General features: G+C 60.0%; 17 protein-coding genes and 2 pseudogenes. 10 read left to right on the forward strand and 9 right to left on the reverse strand.

Features of this window, described 5'->3' with window-relative positions; all coding sequences use genetic code 11:
• Positions 1-25: 25 nt before the first annotated feature.
• Positions 26-1,105: a patatin-like phospholipase family protein gene (locus AC1DHT_RS19320; protein WP_427539740.1), complete on the reverse strand. Its 1,080-nt coding sequence runs from the start codon at positions 1,103-1,105 to the stop codon at positions 26-28.
• 153 nt (positions 1,106-1,258) lie between these two features.
• Between AC1DHT_RS19320 and AC1DHT_RS19325 the strand changes: the two genes are divergently transcribed.
• Genes AC1DHT_RS19325 through AC1DHT_RS19335 form a run of 3 tightly spaced genes read left to right on the forward strand, consistent with a single transcriptional unit; the run spans position 1,259 to position 3,551 of the window.
• Positions 1,259-1,573, forward strand: a complete 315-nt coding sequence (locus tag AC1DHT_RS19325) for a PepSY domain-containing protein (RefSeq protein ID WP_427539743.1) — start codon at positions 1,259-1,261, stop codon at positions 1,571-1,573.
• Positions 1,573-2,241, forward strand: coding sequence for a response regulator transcription factor (locus AC1DHT_RS19330; RefSeq protein ID WP_427539746.1), 669 nt, complete (start codon positions 1,573-1,575; stop codon positions 2,239-2,241). The genes AC1DHT_RS19325 and AC1DHT_RS19330 overlap by 1 nt, the downstream gene beginning before the upstream one ends.
• Positions 2,238-3,551, forward strand: a complete 1,314-nt coding sequence (locus AC1DHT_RS19335; protein ID WP_427539749.1) for an ATP-binding protein — start codon at positions 2,238-2,240, stop codon at positions 3,549-3,551. The genes AC1DHT_RS19330 and AC1DHT_RS19335 overlap by 4 nt, the downstream gene beginning before the upstream one ends.
• Before the next feature lie 131 nt (positions 3,552-3,682).
• Here the strand turns inward: AC1DHT_RS19335 and AC1DHT_RS19340 are convergent, their stop codons facing one another.
• Positions 3,683-4,438, reverse strand: coding sequence for a methyl-accepting chemotaxis protein (locus AC1DHT_RS19340; RefSeq protein WP_427539913.1), 756 nt, complete (start codon positions 4,436-4,438; stop codon positions 3,683-3,685).
• A 102-nt stretch (positions 4,439-4,540) separates the two neighbouring features.
• Positions 4,541-5,830 (reverse strand): annotated as a pseudogene (locus AC1DHT_RS19345) (cache domain-containing protein); the annotation flags it as partial.
• On the opposite strand from AC1DHT_RS19345, the gene AC1DHT_RS19350 reads away from it, so the two are divergent.
• From AC1DHT_RS19350 to AC1DHT_RS19365, 4 genes and pseudogenes are all read left to right on the forward strand, one after another.
• Positions 5,829-6,212: a hypothetical protein gene (locus tag AC1DHT_RS19350; RefSeq protein WP_427539752.1), complete on the forward strand. Its 384-nt coding sequence runs from the start codon at positions 5,829-5,831 to the stop codon at positions 6,210-6,212. The pseudogene AC1DHT_RS19345 and the gene AC1DHT_RS19350 overlap by 2 nt on opposite strands.
• A 10-nt stretch (positions 6,213-6,222) precedes the next feature.
• Positions 6,223-7,539 (forward strand): Na+/H+ antiporter family protein, encoded by a 1,317-nt coding sequence (locus tag AC1DHT_RS19355; protein WP_427539916.1) that lies wholly within the window; start codon positions 6,223-6,225, stop codon positions 7,537-7,539.
• Positions 7,540-7,646: 107 nt separating this feature from the next.
• Positions 7,647-8,471, forward strand: a pseudogene (locus tag AC1DHT_RS19360) (cache domain-containing protein); the annotation flags it as partial.
• Positions 8,472-8,573: 102 nt separating this feature from the next.
• Positions 8,574-9,329, forward strand: a complete 756-nt coding sequence (locus AC1DHT_RS19365; RefSeq protein ID WP_427539919.1) for a methyl-accepting chemotaxis protein — start codon at positions 8,574-8,576, stop codon at positions 9,327-9,329.
• 191 nt (positions 9,330-9,520) lie between these two features.
• Here AC1DHT_RS19365 and trhP read toward each other — a convergent pair whose 3' ends face one another.
• Positions 9,521-10,846 carry a prephenate-dependent tRNA uridine(34) hydroxylase TrhP gene (gene trhP / locus AC1DHT_RS19370; RefSeq protein ID WP_427539755.1) on the reverse strand — a complete coding sequence of 442 codons (1,326 nt, stop codon included), beginning with the start codon at positions 10,844-10,846 and terminating at the stop codon, positions 9,521-9,523.
• A gap of 162 nt (positions 10,847-11,008) precedes the next feature.
• Between trhP and AC1DHT_RS19375 the strand changes: the two genes are divergently transcribed.
• Positions 11,009-12,070, forward strand: a complete 1,062-nt coding sequence (locus tag AC1DHT_RS19375; RefSeq protein WP_427539758.1) for an AI-2E family transporter — start codon at positions 11,009-11,011, stop codon at positions 12,068-12,070.
• On the opposite strand, the gene AC1DHT_RS19380 is transcribed toward AC1DHT_RS19375, so the two are convergent.
• The 3 genes from AC1DHT_RS19380 to AC1DHT_RS19390 all read right to left on the reverse strand — a co-directional run bounded on the left by AC1DHT_RS19380 (position 12,067) and on the right by AC1DHT_RS19390 (position 13,130).
• Positions 12,067-12,249, reverse strand: coding sequence for a hypothetical protein (locus AC1DHT_RS19380; RefSeq protein ID WP_019692817.1), 183 nt, complete (start codon positions 12,247-12,249; stop codon positions 12,067-12,069). The two genes, AC1DHT_RS19375 and AC1DHT_RS19380, sit on opposite strands and share 4 nt — an antisense overlap.
• A gap of 106 nt (positions 12,250-12,355) precedes the next feature.
• Positions 12,356-12,550: a hypothetical protein gene (locus AC1DHT_RS19385; RefSeq protein WP_123426570.1), complete on the reverse strand. Its 195-nt coding sequence runs from the start codon at positions 12,548-12,550 to the stop codon at positions 12,356-12,358.
• 259 nt (positions 12,551-12,809) lie between these two features.
• Positions 12,810-13,130, reverse strand: coding sequence for a hypothetical protein (locus tag AC1DHT_RS19390; protein ID WP_427539761.1), 321 nt, complete (start codon positions 13,128-13,130; stop codon positions 12,810-12,812).
• 247 nt (positions 13,131-13,377) lie between these two features.
• Here AC1DHT_RS19390 and AC1DHT_RS19395 point away from each other — a divergent pair, with 247 nt between their 5' ends.
• Entirely contained in the window at positions 13,378-14,196 is an 819-nt protein-coding gene (locus tag AC1DHT_RS19395) for a shikimate 5-dehydrogenase (protein WP_427539764.1), read from the forward strand.
• A 27-nt stretch (positions 14,197-14,223) separates the two neighbouring features.
• Here AC1DHT_RS19395 and AC1DHT_RS19400 read toward each other — a convergent pair whose 3' ends face one another.
• The gene (locus AC1DHT_RS19400) at positions 14,224-14,871 is read right to left on the reverse strand and encodes a YceH family protein (protein WP_427539922.1); all 648 of its coding nucleotides are present in this window, start codon (positions 14,869-14,871) and stop codon (positions 14,224-14,226) included.
• A gap of 226 nt (positions 14,872-15,097) precedes the next feature.
• A complete protein-coding gene (locus tag AC1DHT_RS19405) occupies positions 15,098-16,024 on the reverse strand; it encodes a universal stress protein (RefSeq protein ID WP_427539767.1) in 927 nt (308 codons plus the stop codon).
• 391 nt (positions 16,025-16,415) lie between these two features.
• Between AC1DHT_RS19405 and AC1DHT_RS19410 the strand changes: the two genes are divergently transcribed.
• Positions 16,416-16,658: a hypothetical protein gene (locus tag AC1DHT_RS19410; protein WP_427539770.1), complete on the forward strand. Its 243-nt coding sequence runs from the start codon at positions 16,416-16,418 to the stop codon at positions 16,656-16,658.
• Positions 16,659-16,664: the final 6 nt, after the last annotated feature.

Below are 16,664 nucleotides of genomic sequence, written 5' to 3' on the forward strand. Positions count from 1 at the left end.
GTCCGGGGTTGCGGGAAAACACTGACTAAAGGGTCAACAGCTGCTCACCCAAACGCCCGCTGGCCGTCAGTTCGAGGAACTCGTCGCCGAGCCGCTGGCTCTCGTCCATGGCGGTTTTCCAGTATTTCTGGCGGCTGGCCGGATCACCCATGAAGCGCTTGAAGTCATTCCGGTCGGGTAATTTGCCGTAGGGCAGGCGCGACAGGTAGGCCTTCGACGGCGCCACCAGCAGCACATCCTGCAAACGCCCGGAATTGCCGCGTCGCCATGGCAGGGTTTTGTCGAACCAGCCGGGAATCACCCGATCGGTGAAATGCGGGTAAAGCACGATGTCGTCACCGCTGTACGGCAAGTCGAGGTGGTAATCCAGCAAGCCGCCATCGCGATAAGTCCCGGCGCCTGCACCGGGCAGGTCACGTACGCCTTCCATGACCATCGGGATCGAGCCCGACGCGAGCAAGGCCTGACGCAAGTTGCCGGCGTTCAACGCAACGAAACGCGACGGGAAGTCATTCAGCGCGTTGAGCGGCGGCGCCAGGCGTGGGTCATGCACGATCAGCCGTTCGAAGTGCCGCGACAACCGTGAGCGTCCGCGCAGGTTGTCGGCGATCACCGATGACAAGCCCAGCCCGAGCCGTCCGCGATGGTCGTCGGCGAGCAGGCCGTGGCTTTTCACAACCATGATGTTCAGCCGATAGAGCGGGTTGTCCAGCAGTCGCGAATCGTGCCCGCCGAGCAAGTCATGCAGCATGCGCTGCGAGCTTTGACTGATCTGCGCCATGCTCATGCCCTTGGTAAAACTCTGCGCGTTGTACAGCTCACCGAGACGTCTGATGCCTTCGCCAGCGTCTGGCAAGCAGGCACTGGCGAAGCGCCAGGAGCCCACCGAGGCGCCGATCAACGAGCGCTCGCGCGGTGCGGCCGGCAGCCACTGGCCGAACAGCGCCAGGTCCAGACCTTGAATCCCCAGGGCTTTCGGTCCACCGGCAGCACCGGGTAGCGTGCCGACCTCCAGGGCGCTCAAGCCGTTTTCGCGAATCCGCGTAAAGGCCCGCGGGCCGGCCTTGAGGGTCAGGGCAGGGAACTTGATGTGGATAGCGGTCATACCGGTCTCGATTTTTTCCGGATGTGTTTACACGGAAATGAAATGTAAGCGCATCAATGATGGCAATTCAGTTTCAGTTAAGTTGACGCAGCTAGGGTGACTCCCCGGGTAATTTATGAAGAATACGCAGGCACTCCATGCTCAGGATATGTAATGAAGGTTAATCTGCGCGCGTATGGCCTGGCGACCCTGATGCTCCTGGCATTTTGCTCGGCGGTGGTGGCCCGTGACCTGGACCAGGACGAAGCCCTGCGCCTGCGTCAGAAAGGCGTGATTCTACCGCTTGAACAGCTGTTGCAGCAGGCGATGGACCGTCACCCCGGCGCTAAATTGCTCGAAGCCGGGCTTGAACAAAAGCATGATGTTTACATTTACGAAGTCGAGTTGCTGACCGCCGACGGCGTGGTACGTGAGCTGGACCTGGAAGCCGCCACCGGGCGCTTGATCAAAGACAAGGACGATGACTGATGCGCCTGCTGTTGGTGGAAGACCACGTACCGCTGGCCGACGAATTGATGGCCGGGCTCGATCGCCAGGGTTACGCCGTCGACTGGTTGGCCGATGGCCGCGATGCGGTGTATCAGGGCCGCTCTGAACCCTACGACCTGATTATTCTCGATCTCGGGCTGCCAGGGTTGCCGGGGCTTGAAGTGCTCGGCCAATGGCGGGCGGCGGGCCTGGCCACGCCAGTGCTGGTGCTGACCGCGCGCGACTCCTGGGCCGAACGCATCGAAGGGCTCAAGGCTGGCGCCGACGACTATCTGAGCAAGCCGTTTCACCCGGAAGAACTGCACCTGCGGATTCAAGCGTTGCTGCGCCGCTCCCACGGCCAGGCCAATCAACCGACGCTCAAGGCAGCCGGGTTGCAGTTGGACGAGGGCCGTCAATGCGTGATTCGCGACGGCGCCGACATTCAGCTGACGGCTGCCGAGTTCCGCCTGTTGCGCTATTTCATGCTGCACCCGGAGCAGATCCTTTCCAAAAGCCACCTGGCCGAACACCTCTACGACGGTGAAACCGAACGCGACTCGAACGTGCTGGAAGTTCACGTCAATCACCTGCGCCGCAAACTCGGCCGCAGCGTGATCGACACCCGGCGCGGTCAGGGTTATCTGTTCGGTGGGCAAACCCGGTGAGGTCGATTCAACGGCGTTTGAGCCTGGGACTGATCAGCGTCATGGTGGTGGTCGGTCTGGTGCTGGCGCAAACCAGTTTGTGGTTGTTCGAAGTGGGCTTGCAGCGTTATCTGGAAGCCGGGTTGCGCAATGACAGCGAAAACCTGCTGATGGCCTTGGTGCGGGGGCCGCAGGGTTTACAACTGGACGAACGACGCCTGTCGCCGGCCTACCAGAGACCGTTCTCCGGGCATTATTTCCATATCGACTTCGCCGACAATCACTGGCGCTCACGTTCGTTGTGGGATCAGGAATTACCGCTGCTCGATCATCCGGGGCTGCACAGCAACCTGCAACTGGGCCCGGAAGGCCAGCAATTGCTGGTCCTGCGCGCGGACTACCGGCGATTGGGGCAGTCAATCTCCATCAGCGTGGCGCAGGACTACACCCCGGTGCGTGAGAGCTTCCAGCGTATGCGCCAGGTCGGGCTCGGGTTGGGCCTGACGGGGTTGCTGTTGATTCTGGTGTTACAGCGGGTCACCGTGCGGCGCGCCTTGCGACCGCTGGAAAACGCCCGCGAGCAGATCGCTCAGTTGCAACAAGGGCAACGCTCGCAACTGGACGCTCAAGTGCCGCTGGAGCTGGAGCCTTTGGTGGCGCAGATCAACCATTTGCTCGCGCACACCGAAGACAGCCTCAAGCGCTCGCGCAATGCCCTGGGCAACCTCGGTCATGCGCTGAAGACGCCACTGGCGGTGCTGTTAAGCCTGGCGTCGTGCGAAAAACTCGACGCCCATCCTGAACTGCGCAAGATCCTTCGCGAGCAACTCGAACAGGTTCAGCAGCGACTCAATCGCGAATTGAATCGCGCGCGTCTGGCCGGCGATGCCTTGCCGGGTGCGCAGTTCGATTGCGCTGCCGAGTTGCCGGGATTGCTCGCGACCCTGAACATGATCCACGGCGACCACCTGCATCTCGTCTACACGGCACCGACCGGTTTGCACTTGCCTTGGGATCGTGAGGATATGCTGGAACTGCTCGGCAATCTGCTGGATAACGCCTGCAAGTGGGCGGATGCCGAGGTGCGCCTGAGCATCGTCGAGACAGCTGAAGGGTTTGTGCTGGCGGTTGAAGACGATGGGCCGGGCATTCCCGAAGCGCAGCGCGATCAGGTGTTCAGTCGTGGCACACGGCTGGATGAGCAGACTGACGGGCATGGCCTGGGGCTGGGGATCGCGCGCGATATTGTCGAGGCGTGGGGTGGGGAGTTGGTGTTGCAGGAGAGCGAGTGGGACGGGTTGAAGGTGGTGATCGAGTTGCCCAGGCGCTGAAACCGATCTCGGACACACCCGATTAACCTGTGGGAGCGAGCCTGCTCGCGATGGCGGTATGACAGTCAACATCAATGTTTAATGTCACGGCCTCATCGCGAGCAGGCTCGCTCCCACATGAACCTGCTACATCAAACTCGGAACTGATCCATCAAACCCTGCTGCTGATTCGCCAGGCTATTGAGCGACTGACTGACCCGCGCCGATTCATTGGCTTGCCCCGACAGCGATTCCGTCACGTCACGAATGGTCGCCACGTTGTTGTTGATCTCCTCGGCCACCGCGCTCTGCTCTTCGGCGGCGCTGGCGATTTGCAGGTTCATGTCGGTAATCACCGTTACCGCGTCGCCGATCTGCCGCAGGGCGGTCACCGCCTGGCTGACGTGCTCGACGCTGCCCTGGGCCTGGCGATGGCTGTTGTTCATCGAGCCGACCACGTCTTGCGTGCCGCTTTGCAGTTGTTCGATCACCTGACGGGTTTCCTCCACCGACTCCTGCGTACGGCGTGCCAGGTTACGCACTTCATCGGCGACCACCGCAAAACCACGCCCGGCTTCACCGGCGCGGGCCGCTTCGATGGCGGCGTTCAGTGCCAGCAGGTTGGTCTGTTCGGCGATGGCGCGGATCACTTCCAGCACCGAGCCGATCTTCTCGCTGTTGGCGGCCAGGCCTTCGACCTGGGTCATTGCCGTGCTCATGTCTGCCGCCAGGCTGTCGATACTGGCGGTGGTGCGGTCGATGACGGTCAGGCCCTGACGAGTCGCCTGATCAGCGTCGCGTGCCGCTTGAGCCGCTTGGGCGGCGCTGCGGGCGACGTCCTGGGCGGTGGCGCTCATTTCATGGGACGCAGTGGCCACCTGATCGACCTGACGGTATTGCTGCTCCATGCCGGCGCTGGTCTGGGTGGCGATGGCCGACGATTGGTCCGCCGTGCTGCGCGCGTCCTGCACCGAGCGTTTCACTTGCGCGATGATCGGTTGCAGCTTGTCGAGGAAACGGTTGAACCAGCCGGCCAGTTGCCCGAGTTCGTCTTGCTTGTCATAGGCCAGACGGCGGGTCAGATCGCCTTCGCCGCTGGCGATGTCTTCCAGCATGCGCGCCACGCCAAGAATCGGCCGGGTCACACTGCGTGCCATCAGCCACACCAGCAACAAGCCGATGACGGCTGCCAGTACACCGAGGCTCAGCTCGATCAGGGTGCCGGCGGTGTTGCGTTCGTCGAGTTGCTGCTTCAGGGTTTCGGCGGGACCGACCAGGACTTTTTCCGGCACATCAAGCAACACGCCCCACGATTTGCCACCGGGAATCGGCTGGAACGGCGACAGGACTTTGAGCAGCTGATTGTTGTGCAGGCTCTGGGTCTGAGAGCTGGCGGCGAGCCTGCGGATCAGCTCGGCACCGTTGTCCTTGTCCACGCTGTCCAGACGCTGGCTGAGTTTGCTGGCGTCCGGGCTGTAACCGGCGAGCAGACCCACCGGGCTGAGGATGCTGACACTGGTCTGGCCGTCATAGAGCTTTTTGCTGGCTTGTTGGCTGACCGCTTGCAGGCTGTTGAGGTTGATGTCAACCGACAGCGATGCAATGACCTTACCGTCGACCAGCAACGGGAAGACGATGCTGGTCATCAGCACGTTCTGGCCGTCGATCTCATAGAAATAGGGTTCGATCACGCACGGTTTGAGGGTGGTGCGCGGGCAGGTGAACCAGGCGTTGGCGGGTTCGCCGCTGGGGCCGGTGCTGGTGTCGGCCATGTCGCTTTCCGGCAGTGCCATCGAGTTCAGCTTGCCGGCGGTCGGTTGCGACCAGTACAGGGCGAAGCGGCCCTTGTCGTTGCTGCCGATTTCTTTCTGGCCGCTGAACAGTTCGTCCTTGCCGTCCAGTGCGTTGGCTTCAAACACCAGCGACAGGCCGAGCAATTGCGGGTTGGCTTGCAGCGCCGACTTGACTTGACGGGTCAGGTCTTCACGCAGGTCGAAGGCGTCGAGAAAGCGCTTCTCGGCCTGCTCACGCAAAAACAGCACCTGGCGCGCGAAACCGTGGCCATATTGATAGGCGTCCATGAACTGCTGGCGAATCCCCAACGCCTGAACTTCACCCTGCGCCTCGATGCGTGCTTGAGCCGCTTCGGTTAGCATCTCCATGCTCGAGGCTTTGACCAGCTGCGAACTGTGCTCCATGCGATACAGCGAAAGACCGACCAGCAAGGTGACAATGCCGGCCAGGCACAGCCCGGCGAGCAGGGTGATTTTCCATTGAATGGAAAGTTGTCGGAGCTGCATGGAGATGTCCTTATTCGATATTTATTTGAGACTTTGCACTGTAACGGCGTCGATTCGACTTTCTTTATCCATGAAAGCCAATAAAAAACGACATAAATCCGTAGCAGCTGGCGCAGCCTGCGTTCGGCTGCGCAGCAGTCGTAAACCCTGCCTGCACGTTTTTCCTGAAACACCGCATCGCATGAATTCACGACGGCTTCGCCGCCGAACGCAGGCTGCGCCAGCTGCTACGGGAGTCGGTGTTGGTTTTGACAAGCCAGGCCTGCTGTTGCACAGTGCGCGCCCTCTAATAAAACCCTCTCTTCAATCCGCCGTCGGCTCATGCAGCTGGCTGGACGGACTCATCCTGTTTGCGCCGGATTTACCCGTCGCCCTGTTTTGAGGTAACGATGATTAATGCAGTAATTGCCGCGGTCGGCGTCATGCTGGTGCTCAGCCTGTCCCGCGTGCATGTGGTGATCGCGCTGATCGTCGGCGCACTGGTGGGCGGTTTGACGGGCGGCCTGGGCATCGATGCCACGCTCAAGGCCTTCAACAGTGGCCTGGGCGGCGGTGCGACCGTGGCCTTGTCCTACGCGTTGCTCGGCGCTTTCGCGGTGGCGATTGCCAAATCCGGCCTGGCCCACGCCCTGGCGGACAAAGCCTTGCTGCTGGTCGACCGGCAGGACGCCGCGGGTGGCGGGCAGGTCAAGTGGCTGCTGATCGCGTTGCTCTGGGTGGTGGCCATTGCCTCGCAGAACGTCCTGCCGATCCACATCGCTTTCATTCCGCTGCTGGTGCCGCCACTGCTTTATGTACTGACCAGGCTGCAGATGGATCGCCGACTGATTGCCTGCGTCATGACTTTCGGCCTGATCACGCCGTACATGTTCTTGCCGGTGGGCTTTGGCAACATCTTCCTGAATGAGATCTTGCTGGCCAACGTCAGTAGAAGCGGGGTGGACATCAGTGGTGTCAACGTCACTCATGCCATGGGGATTCCTGCGTTGGGCATGGTGTTCGGGTTGTTGATGGCGTTCGTCAGCTACCGCAAGAAGCGCGTGTATGACCTGGAGAAAATCGAGCGGGTCGAGCAGGTCGCGGTGCAGTACAACCCGTTGACCCTGATGGTGGCGGGGCTGGCGATTGCCGCTGCGTTCATCATTCAGTTGCTGCTGGACTCGATGATTATCGGTGCGCTGGCCGGGTTTCTGATCTTCTCGGTATCGGGTGTCGTGCGCTGGCGCGAGACTGACGACCTGTTCACCGAAGGCATGAAGATGATGGCGATGATCGGTTTCATCATGATCGCCGCTTCGGGTTTCGCCGAGGTCATGAAGGCCACCGGCGACGTGAAAACCCTGGTCGAGGCCTCGGCTTCATGGATCGGTCACAGCAAAGGTGTCGGCGCATTACTGATGTTGCTGGTCGGCCTGCTGGTGACCATGGGCATCGGCTCATCGTTTTCCACGGTGCCGATTCTCGCGGCGATCTTCGTGCCGTTGTGCGTGCAACTGGGTTTCAGCCCGTTGGCGATCGTCTGCATCGTCGGGACTGCCGGCGCCTTGGGTGATGCCGGTTCGCCAGCGTCCGATTCGACCCTGGGCCCGACCTCCGGTCTGAATATCGACGGCCAGCATCATCATATCTGGGACACCGTGGTCCCGACGTTTTTGCACTACAACCTGCCATTGCTGGGGTTTGGCTGGGTCGCGGCAATGGTGTTGTAACGGATTGAGCGCATCGTTTTCATCAGCGACCGGCCTGCGCCTACAGTTTTGCGCAGGCTGGCCGTTAATGCTTTAACCACGACAATAATATCCAGAGTGAACAACACATGCGCCTGAGCCTTAAAGCCAAAGTCTTGTCCCTCTCCGTCCTTCCGGTGTTGCTCTTTGCGTTGGTTATCAGTCTGACCACTGCCTTCATCTTGCAAGAGCAGGCCCGTAAAGAAGTCGAAGAAACCCGTCAGCGCTTGATGAACGATGCCAAGGCCACCCTGCAAAGCTATGTTGCGGTGGCGATGACGGCGATCAAGCCGCTGTATGACGCCGCAGCGCCTGGCGATGAGGCGGCTCGCGCGCAAGTGGTCAAATTGCTCTCGAGCATCAGCTACGGCAAGGACGGTTACTTCTTCGGCTACGATTCCAACACCGTGCGCCTGTTCAAGGCCAACAGCCCGGAAGGCGTCGGCCAGAGCTTCAAGGACAATCGCGATCCTAATGGCGTGTACGTCAACCGCGACCTGGTGAAAGTCGCCAAGGACGGTACGCACTACCTGCAATACAGCTCGCCGTTGCCTGGCGACAGCAAAGTCCTGGTGCCCAAGCTGGGTTACACCGAATACCTGTCCAAGTGGGACATGGCCGTCGGTACTTCGGTGAATCTCGACGGTATCGAAGCCCAGGTCGCAGCGGTCCAGACCGAGGTTCGCGAGCGCATGGAAGGCGTGCTGCTGAGCATCATGGGCATCGCGGCGGTGGTGCTGCTGGTGATCGCGGCGGTCGGTCTGTTTGTGGCCAATACCATTTTGCGTCCGCTGAACCTGATGAAGGCCAATCTGGACGACATCGCGGCAGGCGAGGGCGACTTGACGCGCCGGCTGGCGATTACCTCTCAAGATGAACTGGGCGAGCTGGCCGGTTCGTTCAACCGTTTTGTCGACAAGATTCACGGCCTGGTGCGGCAGATTACCGAGATGACCTCGCAGCTGACCGGGCTGGTCAATCAGGTCTCCGATCAGGCCCAGCGTTCGGATCAGGCCATGGAACGCCAACGTCACGAGACGGATCAGGTGGCCACGGCGATCAACCAGATGTCGGCGGCAGCGCAGGAAGTGGCGAAAAGCGCCCAAGGCGCTGCGGTGGCGGCCCAGCAAACCGACGAAGAAGGTCAGGCGGCCAAGCGCGTGGTCGCCGGGAGCATTTCGCAGATCCATGCGCTGGTGAAAGATATTCGCAGCAGCGGGGTCTCGCTCGACAGTTTGCAGCAGGACGTGTCGTCGATTGTCAGCGTGCTGGGGGTGATCCGCTCGATTGCCGACCAGACCAACCTGCTGGCGCTGAACGCTGCCATCGAAGCCGCTCGCGCCGGTGAGGCCGGGCGTGGCTTTGCGGTGGTCGCCGATGAGGTGCGCGCGCTGGCCAGTCGCACGCAGCAAAGCACTCAGGAAATTCAGGGCATGATCGACCGCTTGCAGGCCGGCACGCAGTCGGCGGTCGATGCCATGCGCCGCTCCAGCGAGGCCGGTGACGGCACCTCGGCGCAGGCCAATCAGGCGGGCGCTTCGCTGGACACCATGGCCCAGTTGATCGGCACCATCAATTCGATGAACGCGCAGATCGCCAGCGCCGCCGAAGAGCAAACCGCGGTGGCCGAAGAAATCAACCGCAGCGTGCATCAGATCGCCGTCGCCGTGGACAGCGTCGCCGACGAAACCCAGCTCGGTGCGCAAACCTCCCGCAGCCTGGCGGATTTGGGGCAGCGGTTGGGTAAATTGGTCGGGCAGTTCAGGATCTAAAGGTGTTTTTGCTTGAACTCCCGTAGCAGCTGCCGAGCCCGCGAGGCTGCGTTCGAGGACGCAGTCCTCGCAAATCCTGCGTACGCGGTTTACCTGAAAAAACGCGCTGCCTGATTTCACGACCGCTTCGCGGCCGAACGCAGCCTCGCGGGCTCGGCAGCTGCTACGGGGGGAGTATCCGCCAATCGTGGCTAAACTACTGTCACATCCCGCATCAACAACCCGAACTTCAAATCCACTGCATCCGGAATCGGCAGGTACACGGTGTGTCCGTCTCCCGGCGCCACTTCAATCGCCTCGCCTTTGGCGCTTTGCAATTGATGCAAGTCGAAGTGGAAATTGCCTTTGGGCGTCATCAATTCCATGTGATCGCCCAAACCAAAGCGGTTCTTCACCTTGACCTCGGCCAGCCGATCACGGCGCTCACCGGTCAGCTCACCGACGAACTGCTGACGCTCCGACACCGAGCTGCCGTTCTGGTAGTTCTGGTATTCGTCGTGCACATGCCGACGCAGGAAACCTTCGGTGTAGCCACGCTGGGCCAGGGATTCAAGGTCGGTCATCAGGCTACGATCGAACTCGCGGCCGGCCACGGCATCGTCGATGGCGCGGCGGTAGACCTGAGTGGTCCGGGCGCAGTAGAAGTGCGATTTGGTCCGGCCCTCGATCTTCAACGAGTGGACGCCCATCTGCGTCAAGCGAGCGACATGCTGCACCGCGCGCAGGTCCTTGGCGTTCATGATGTAGGTGCCGTGTTCGTCTTCGAAGGCTGGCATCAGTTCATCGGGGCGGTTGGCTTCCTGGAGCAAAAACACCTGGTCGGTGGGTGCGCCGATGCCCAGCGTTGGCTCTGGAGTGAACGCTTGAACGATCTCGCCCACGGTGTTTTCCGTGGCAGGTTGTGCGGCGTATTTCCAGCGACAGGCGTTGGTGCAGGTGCCTTGATTGGCATCACGCTTGTTCATGTAACCCGACAGCAGGCAGCGCCCGGAGTAGGCCATGCACAATGCGCCGTGAACGAACACTTCCAGCTCCATGGCGGGGACTTGCTGGCGAATCTCGGCGATTTCTTCCAGCGAGAGCTCCCGCGACAGGATGATCCGGCTCAAACCTTGCTGTTGCCAGAACTCGACACTGGCCCAGTTCACCGTGTTGGCTTGCACCGAGAGGTGAATCGGCATCTGCGGGAAATGCCGGCGCACCAGCATGATCAACCCGGGGTCGGACATGATCAGCGCATCCGGGGCCATGGCGATGACCGGCTGAAGATCCTTGAGGAAGGTTTTCAGCTTGGCATTGTGCGGGGCGATGTTCACCACCACATAGAAACGCTTGCCCTGGGCCTGGGCTTCGCGGATGCCGAGGGCCAGGTTGGCATGATCGAACTCGTTATTGCGCACACGCAAGCTGTAGCGCGGCTGGCCGGCGTAGACCGCATCGGCGCCGTAGGCGAAGGCGTAGCGCATGTTTTTCAGGGTGCCGGCAGGGGCAAGCAGTTCAGGCGTGGCGAGGGGCATGAGGGGCTCGATCACAAAAGCTCGCGAGGGTAGAGCAGTCGTGCGAGGCGTTTATTGATCTGGATCTATGCTGGGTGAATAAAGCAGGGCACTCGGGCGCGTGGTGGCTGACTAACCTAGTACAGGCAGTCAGTGTCTGCGGGTTACTGGCGGGGAGCGGACATGAACCAAACCGTTGTGCGAGACAGATCGCTGCTGGTGCTGCTGGTGTTGGTGACCGCCGCTTTCATCTGGATTCTGCTGCCGTTCTACGGCGCGGTGTTCTGGGCGGTGATTCTCGGCATTGTCTTCGCGCCCTTGCAGCGTCGGCTGCAAGTGAAGTTTGGCTGGCACCGCAACCTGACGGCCCTTTGCACCTTGGGCATTTGTCTGGTCATTGCCATTTTGCCAGTGATCATTACCGGCATCTTGCTGGTGCAGGAGGGTGCGAGCATCTACAAGAATATCGAGAGCGGCCAGTTAGACATCGCCAGCTATCTGGCGCAGTTCAAACACAGCCTGCCGCCGTATTTTCAGCACCTGCTGGACCGCTTTGGCATGGGTGAGCTGAGCACATTGCGCGAGAAAATCATCAAGAGCGCGATGCAGGGCAGCGAGTTTTTCGCCAGTAAGGCGTTCAGCCTCGGTCAGGGCACTTTTGACGTTGTGGTGAGCTTTTTTATCATGCTCTACCTGTTGTTCTTCTTTCTGCGCGACGGTGCCGAACTGGCGCGCAATGTCCGCGCGGCCGTGCCATTGGCGGAACATCAAAAGCGCCGCCTGCAGCTCAAGTTCAATCGCGTGGTACGAGCCACGGTCAAAGGCAACCTGCTGATGGCGATTACGCAAGGCGCACTGGGTGGGTTGATTTTCTGGTTTCTGGACATCCCCAGTGCATTGCTCTGGGCGGTGATAATGGCGTTTTTGTCGCTGTTGCCAGCGGTGGGGGCGGCGATTGTCTGGGTACCGGTGGCAGCCTGGTTCCTGCTCAGCGGCGCGATCTGGCAGGGTGTGGTGCTGGGGCTGTTCGGGGTGTTCGTGATCGGTCTGGTAGACAACATTCTGCGTCCGACCCTGGTGGGCAAGGACACCAGGATGCCGGACTATCTGGTCCTGGTTTCGACCCTGGGCGGCCTGGCGATCTTCGGTCTCAATGGTTTTGTCATTGGGCCGTTGATCGCCGCGCTGTTCATGTCGAGTTGGGACTTGTACATCGAAACCAGGCCACGCGTGCAGTTGCCTTAGGCGCCCAGCGCGTAGGTGCCGATACGTTGCGACAGGGCTTGGGCGGCGGGCAGTGAAGTGAGCGGGCCGCTGATCGCGACACCGTCCTGAACCAGATACCAACAGGCGAGCAATCCCAGCTCTCTGAGCGGTGCGGGAACGGCGCTACCAATAACCGACATGATCTGAACCTTGGGCATAAGTACCTCCATCAATCTATGGAGCTACCTTACTGACCCGGCGGTTCAACGGAAAATCAACGTGCTCGATAGTGGACATTGACGACAACGTGGCGAATGGCCGCTGTCAGTCGACGACCTGGTCGAGCATGTTCATCACTTCATGATCATTGAGCAGGCCTTTACGCACCAGGTTTTCGGCGAGCAGCGAGAGAAACTTGGCGCTGCGATGGCCTTCCAGGTGTTTGAGCTCGGTCAATGCGTTATAGACCTTGCTTGAGGTACAGAGTCCAACAATGTGGTGCGGGTTTTGCGTGGGCATGAGGGTCGTCCTTGTTTTTATGAACCGTTTATTACGGACAATTCAAAGCTTGCTGAACTGTCATGACATAAATATGACGGTTGTTGCGTGCAAGCCAGGGCATTCGTCGGATCAATCATGTCAAATTTAACCGCAGTCACTGTCCCGGCAGCGACCTTGGCGAGATTTATTCAGACATTGTTCTAACCGCAGAACGAAAACAGGCCCCGCCGAGGCGGGGCCTGTGTTGTGTAATTGGCAGTGATTACCAGCCTGGGTTTCAGTAACGGGGCTGAACGTAATACCCCTGTGGCTGGACGTAAACCGGTGCGGGCTGGACGTACACCGGCTGCGGTTGAACGTAGACTGGCTGCGGTTGAACGTAGACCGGTTGTTGTTGTACATAAACCGGACGCTCGTTGGACATGACTGATCCCGCGACCACCGCGCCGACCACAGCGCCGACGGCGAGCGGTGCACCCCAGCCCCAGCCGCCGCCACGGCCATGACCGTGACCATAATAGTAGCCATGGGCTTGCGCCTGTCCTGCGACAGCAAATGCACCGATCAGCAAGGCTATTACAGGGAGTTTGCGGATCATGATAATTCCTCGTGTTTTCGCCCCAACGCGCTTGAGCCTTCAATAGATCCAAGGATAGTTGCGGGGATAACTCTAAGACAGCGTTTTTTGGCGAATCTGCGACGCGTCAGAGTAAATTTTGTGTAAGGTCTGTACCGGCATCTTTACCTTTACATGCCAGCCGGGCCAGAGGCCTCGCTATGATCCGATAAACCCGATGGGCTGACCAATCCCGTCCATCTGAAAGTGCAATTTGAAGGAGATCCACATGCTGATGAACCCGAATAAAGACACCCAACTGTGTATGTCACTGTCTGGGCGCCCCGGGAATTTCGGCCTGCGTTTCCATAATCATTTGTATGAGCAACTGGGCCTGAATTTCTATTACAAGGCGTTCAGCAGTCAGGATCTGCCGGGGGCGATTGGCGGGATTCGTGCCCTGGGTATTCGCGGCTGCGGCGTATCGATGCCCTTCAAGGAAGCCTGCATCCCACTGGTCGATGAACTGGACGCGTCGGCGCAAGCCATTGCCTCGATCAATACCATCGTTAACACCAACGGTCACCTCAAGGCTTACAACACCGATTACATCGCTATCGAGCAACTGTTGAAAACCCATGCCGTGCCGCAGGATTCGACGTTCGCCTTGCGCGGCAGCGGCGGGATGGCCAAGGCGGTGGCCAGTGCCTTGCGCGACGGTGGCTATCAAAACGGCCTGATCGTGGCGCGTAACGAAAGCGCGGGGCGCGCCTTGGCCGACTCGCTGGGTTATCGCTGGCAAGCAGAACTGGGCAGCGAGCGTCCGCGGATGTTGGTCAATGTCACGCCGATTGGCATGACCGGAGGCGCAGAGGCCGATCAACTGGCTTTTGACGCTGACGCCATCGATTACGCAGAAACTGTCTTCGATGTGGTGGCGATTCCCTCGGAAACACCACTGATCGTGCGCGCTCGTGCCGCAGGAAAGCGGGTCATCACCGGGCTTGAAGTCATCGCCATTCAAGCGCTTGAGCAGTTTGTGCTGTACACCGGCGTGCGTCCCAGCGATGAGCAGTTCCACAAGGCCGTGGCGTTCGCCCGCAGTTGATAAGGCGCTGCGGGGCAGGGGGTAGGGTTACTCGAGGCGTGCCAGGCGTTCTTCGAGTGCTGCAATCCGCGCTTCGAGTTCTTCGATGCGCTCCACCGACACGCCGTTACTGGCGCCACGCTCCACCGGGTTCTGGCGGGCGGCGAGGATCGCGTCGATATCCGCCGGGTCGCCCAGTGCGTGCATGTAGCGGTCTTCGCGTTGGCCCGACTGGCGCGGCAGCAACATCGCGAGACCACGGGCAATCAAGCGTTCCAGTTGATGGACAACCTGTTCGGCATCTTCGAAATCATGCATGCGGCCGCTGCGTGTCAGCAGTTCGTTGACCGTCTGCGGACCGCGCAGGAACAGCAAGCCGGTCAGAATAACCTGGGCCGGCACCAGCTCCAGCGCCTTGTCGAGTCGATGCTCCCAGCGATCGGCGCGGCTGCCCATGACCAGCCTGGTGAAGCCTCGACCTTCCAGGGCGCGCAAACTTTGCCCGACCTGGCCCTGGCTGAGGTTCATCACCGGTTCCCGGCTGGTTTTCTGGTTACAGGCGATGACCAGCGCGTTAAGGGTCAGTGGATAGGTCTCCGGGCTGGTCGCCTGTTTCTCGATCAACGAGCCGAGAATGCGCAGCTCCGTGCTGCTCAGTTGCAGTGCATCGGTGGACGTCTCTGGCTCTGCGCTCATGCTTTCCGGGCCCTTGCTAACCGTATCTTCCATTGTTGACTCCCTAATTTAGCAACAGACCCTTGTTTGCGGGTCAGATCGCTCTCCTTTCACGTCGTTCTGTTTGACGCAGAACCTCGTCGGAGGAGGCGAGTGCGGCAATCTTAGCGCACTGTTGCTCAATCTTCTGGCGCAGACACGGTTCTTCTCGCCGTCGGCATCGCTAGCGTAGAGCGTGCTGTTTGCCTCACTCAGCAAGTTCTTCGGGCGACACGATCCAGACACTGCAGGGCATTTTGTATAACAGGCTTTCTGTCGTGCTGCCGACCAGCCGGCCTATCCCGCGATGGCTGATCCGGCCCATGACAATAACATCGACCTGATTGACGTCGGCATAGTTGACCAGGACCTTGCCCGGGTTGCCCATGATCATGTGACGCTGTTCCGGCGGGATGCCGTTGCGCTCGGCCAGTTCGTTGAATGCCTCCCCCTGAGCGTCGAACAGGGTCTTGGCTTTGCCTGAAGAGAAGAAGGTCGACACGTTGTTGAAGTCGAATTCATCGGCACTGATGGAGGAAAGGTCATAGGCATAGACGACGTCGACCTCGGCATTGCAGGCACTCGCCAGTTTGACCGCTTCGTGGAGTATCCGGTCGTTCAAGCCTTGGTACTGTTTATCGCGATGGAAGGGATCGACCGCTGCCACAACCTTGCGAGGCAAGGCATGAATGGCGTTACTGACAAAATGTAGCGGCACTGGACACTCGCGCAGCAAATGCACATCGAGCGGTGTGAACATCAGCCGCGAGAGCAGTGATTCATGTTGCAGCGCTTTGATCAGCAACTCGATCGGCTGTTCTTTGAGGTGGATCAGAATTTCCTGGAGCGGGCGTTCGACCCAGGTCACCTCGGTGGTGACTTCCAGGCCAATCTTGCGCAGAGGCCTGGCCTGCTCCTCCAGCCACAGGCGGTGACGTTCGATATAACCCAGGCGCATCTCTTCGCGGGCCTGGTCGTTGACCAGGCTGGCGGTCGCCAAACCTTCCAGATAGTCGAAAGCCACGATGTGCAGCGCCGCACCTTCGGCCTTGGCCAGTGCGGCGGCCCTGTCGAAGGCCGGGCTGTGCTGCATCAGCGGCGAGACGATCAGCATGAAACGTGATTGATCAGACATGACAAACCTCTCCTGGGTAGACACAAAGTCGGCGGCTGTACGGTTGGCACGATGAGTTGTCAGCTCCTGAAACCATGGCCTGATCGTGTCGCTGGCCAGTTGCCCGAGCTTGATCTGTGTCAAACCGGCGAGAGGCCAGTCTTGTCGTCCGACATACGGTCGTTTGCTGCACCTCCAATCTGCTGATTATTGACCATGATCAATCTCTCGTCCGCGAACCCGGCGCAGTCTGAAATTCGTACGCAATTTACGCTCGCGTACAGGGCAGGAGAGACCATCTGCCGTCATTCTCAGCGGCCAAAGCAAGGTCGTGTTACGCCGTGATGGAGTGTTTGGACGCCAGGATGCATCGCCCACAGACCCGATTGCGAGGCTTGATCCGAGGCCGGCTATGATTATTGAAATGACAGAACAACTGGCAAGACACCGTTGGCTCGTACAGATGGATGCATGGGAGGTGGGGTTCGACAGTCGGGATGAAGCTGAGGCGTTCGTCAGGCAACTCAAGGCGCGCATCAATGCGCCGCATGCCTGGCCGGCAAACACTGACACCAAGCCATTGCCCCGACCGCCCGCCGGTTCTCGGTCCGACCCGGCTGTCGAGCAACGGGTGCTGGCTGATCTCGCGAAATAAGCGCCG

It is taken from the genome of Pseudomonas sp. 05N432, assembly GCF_056396945.1.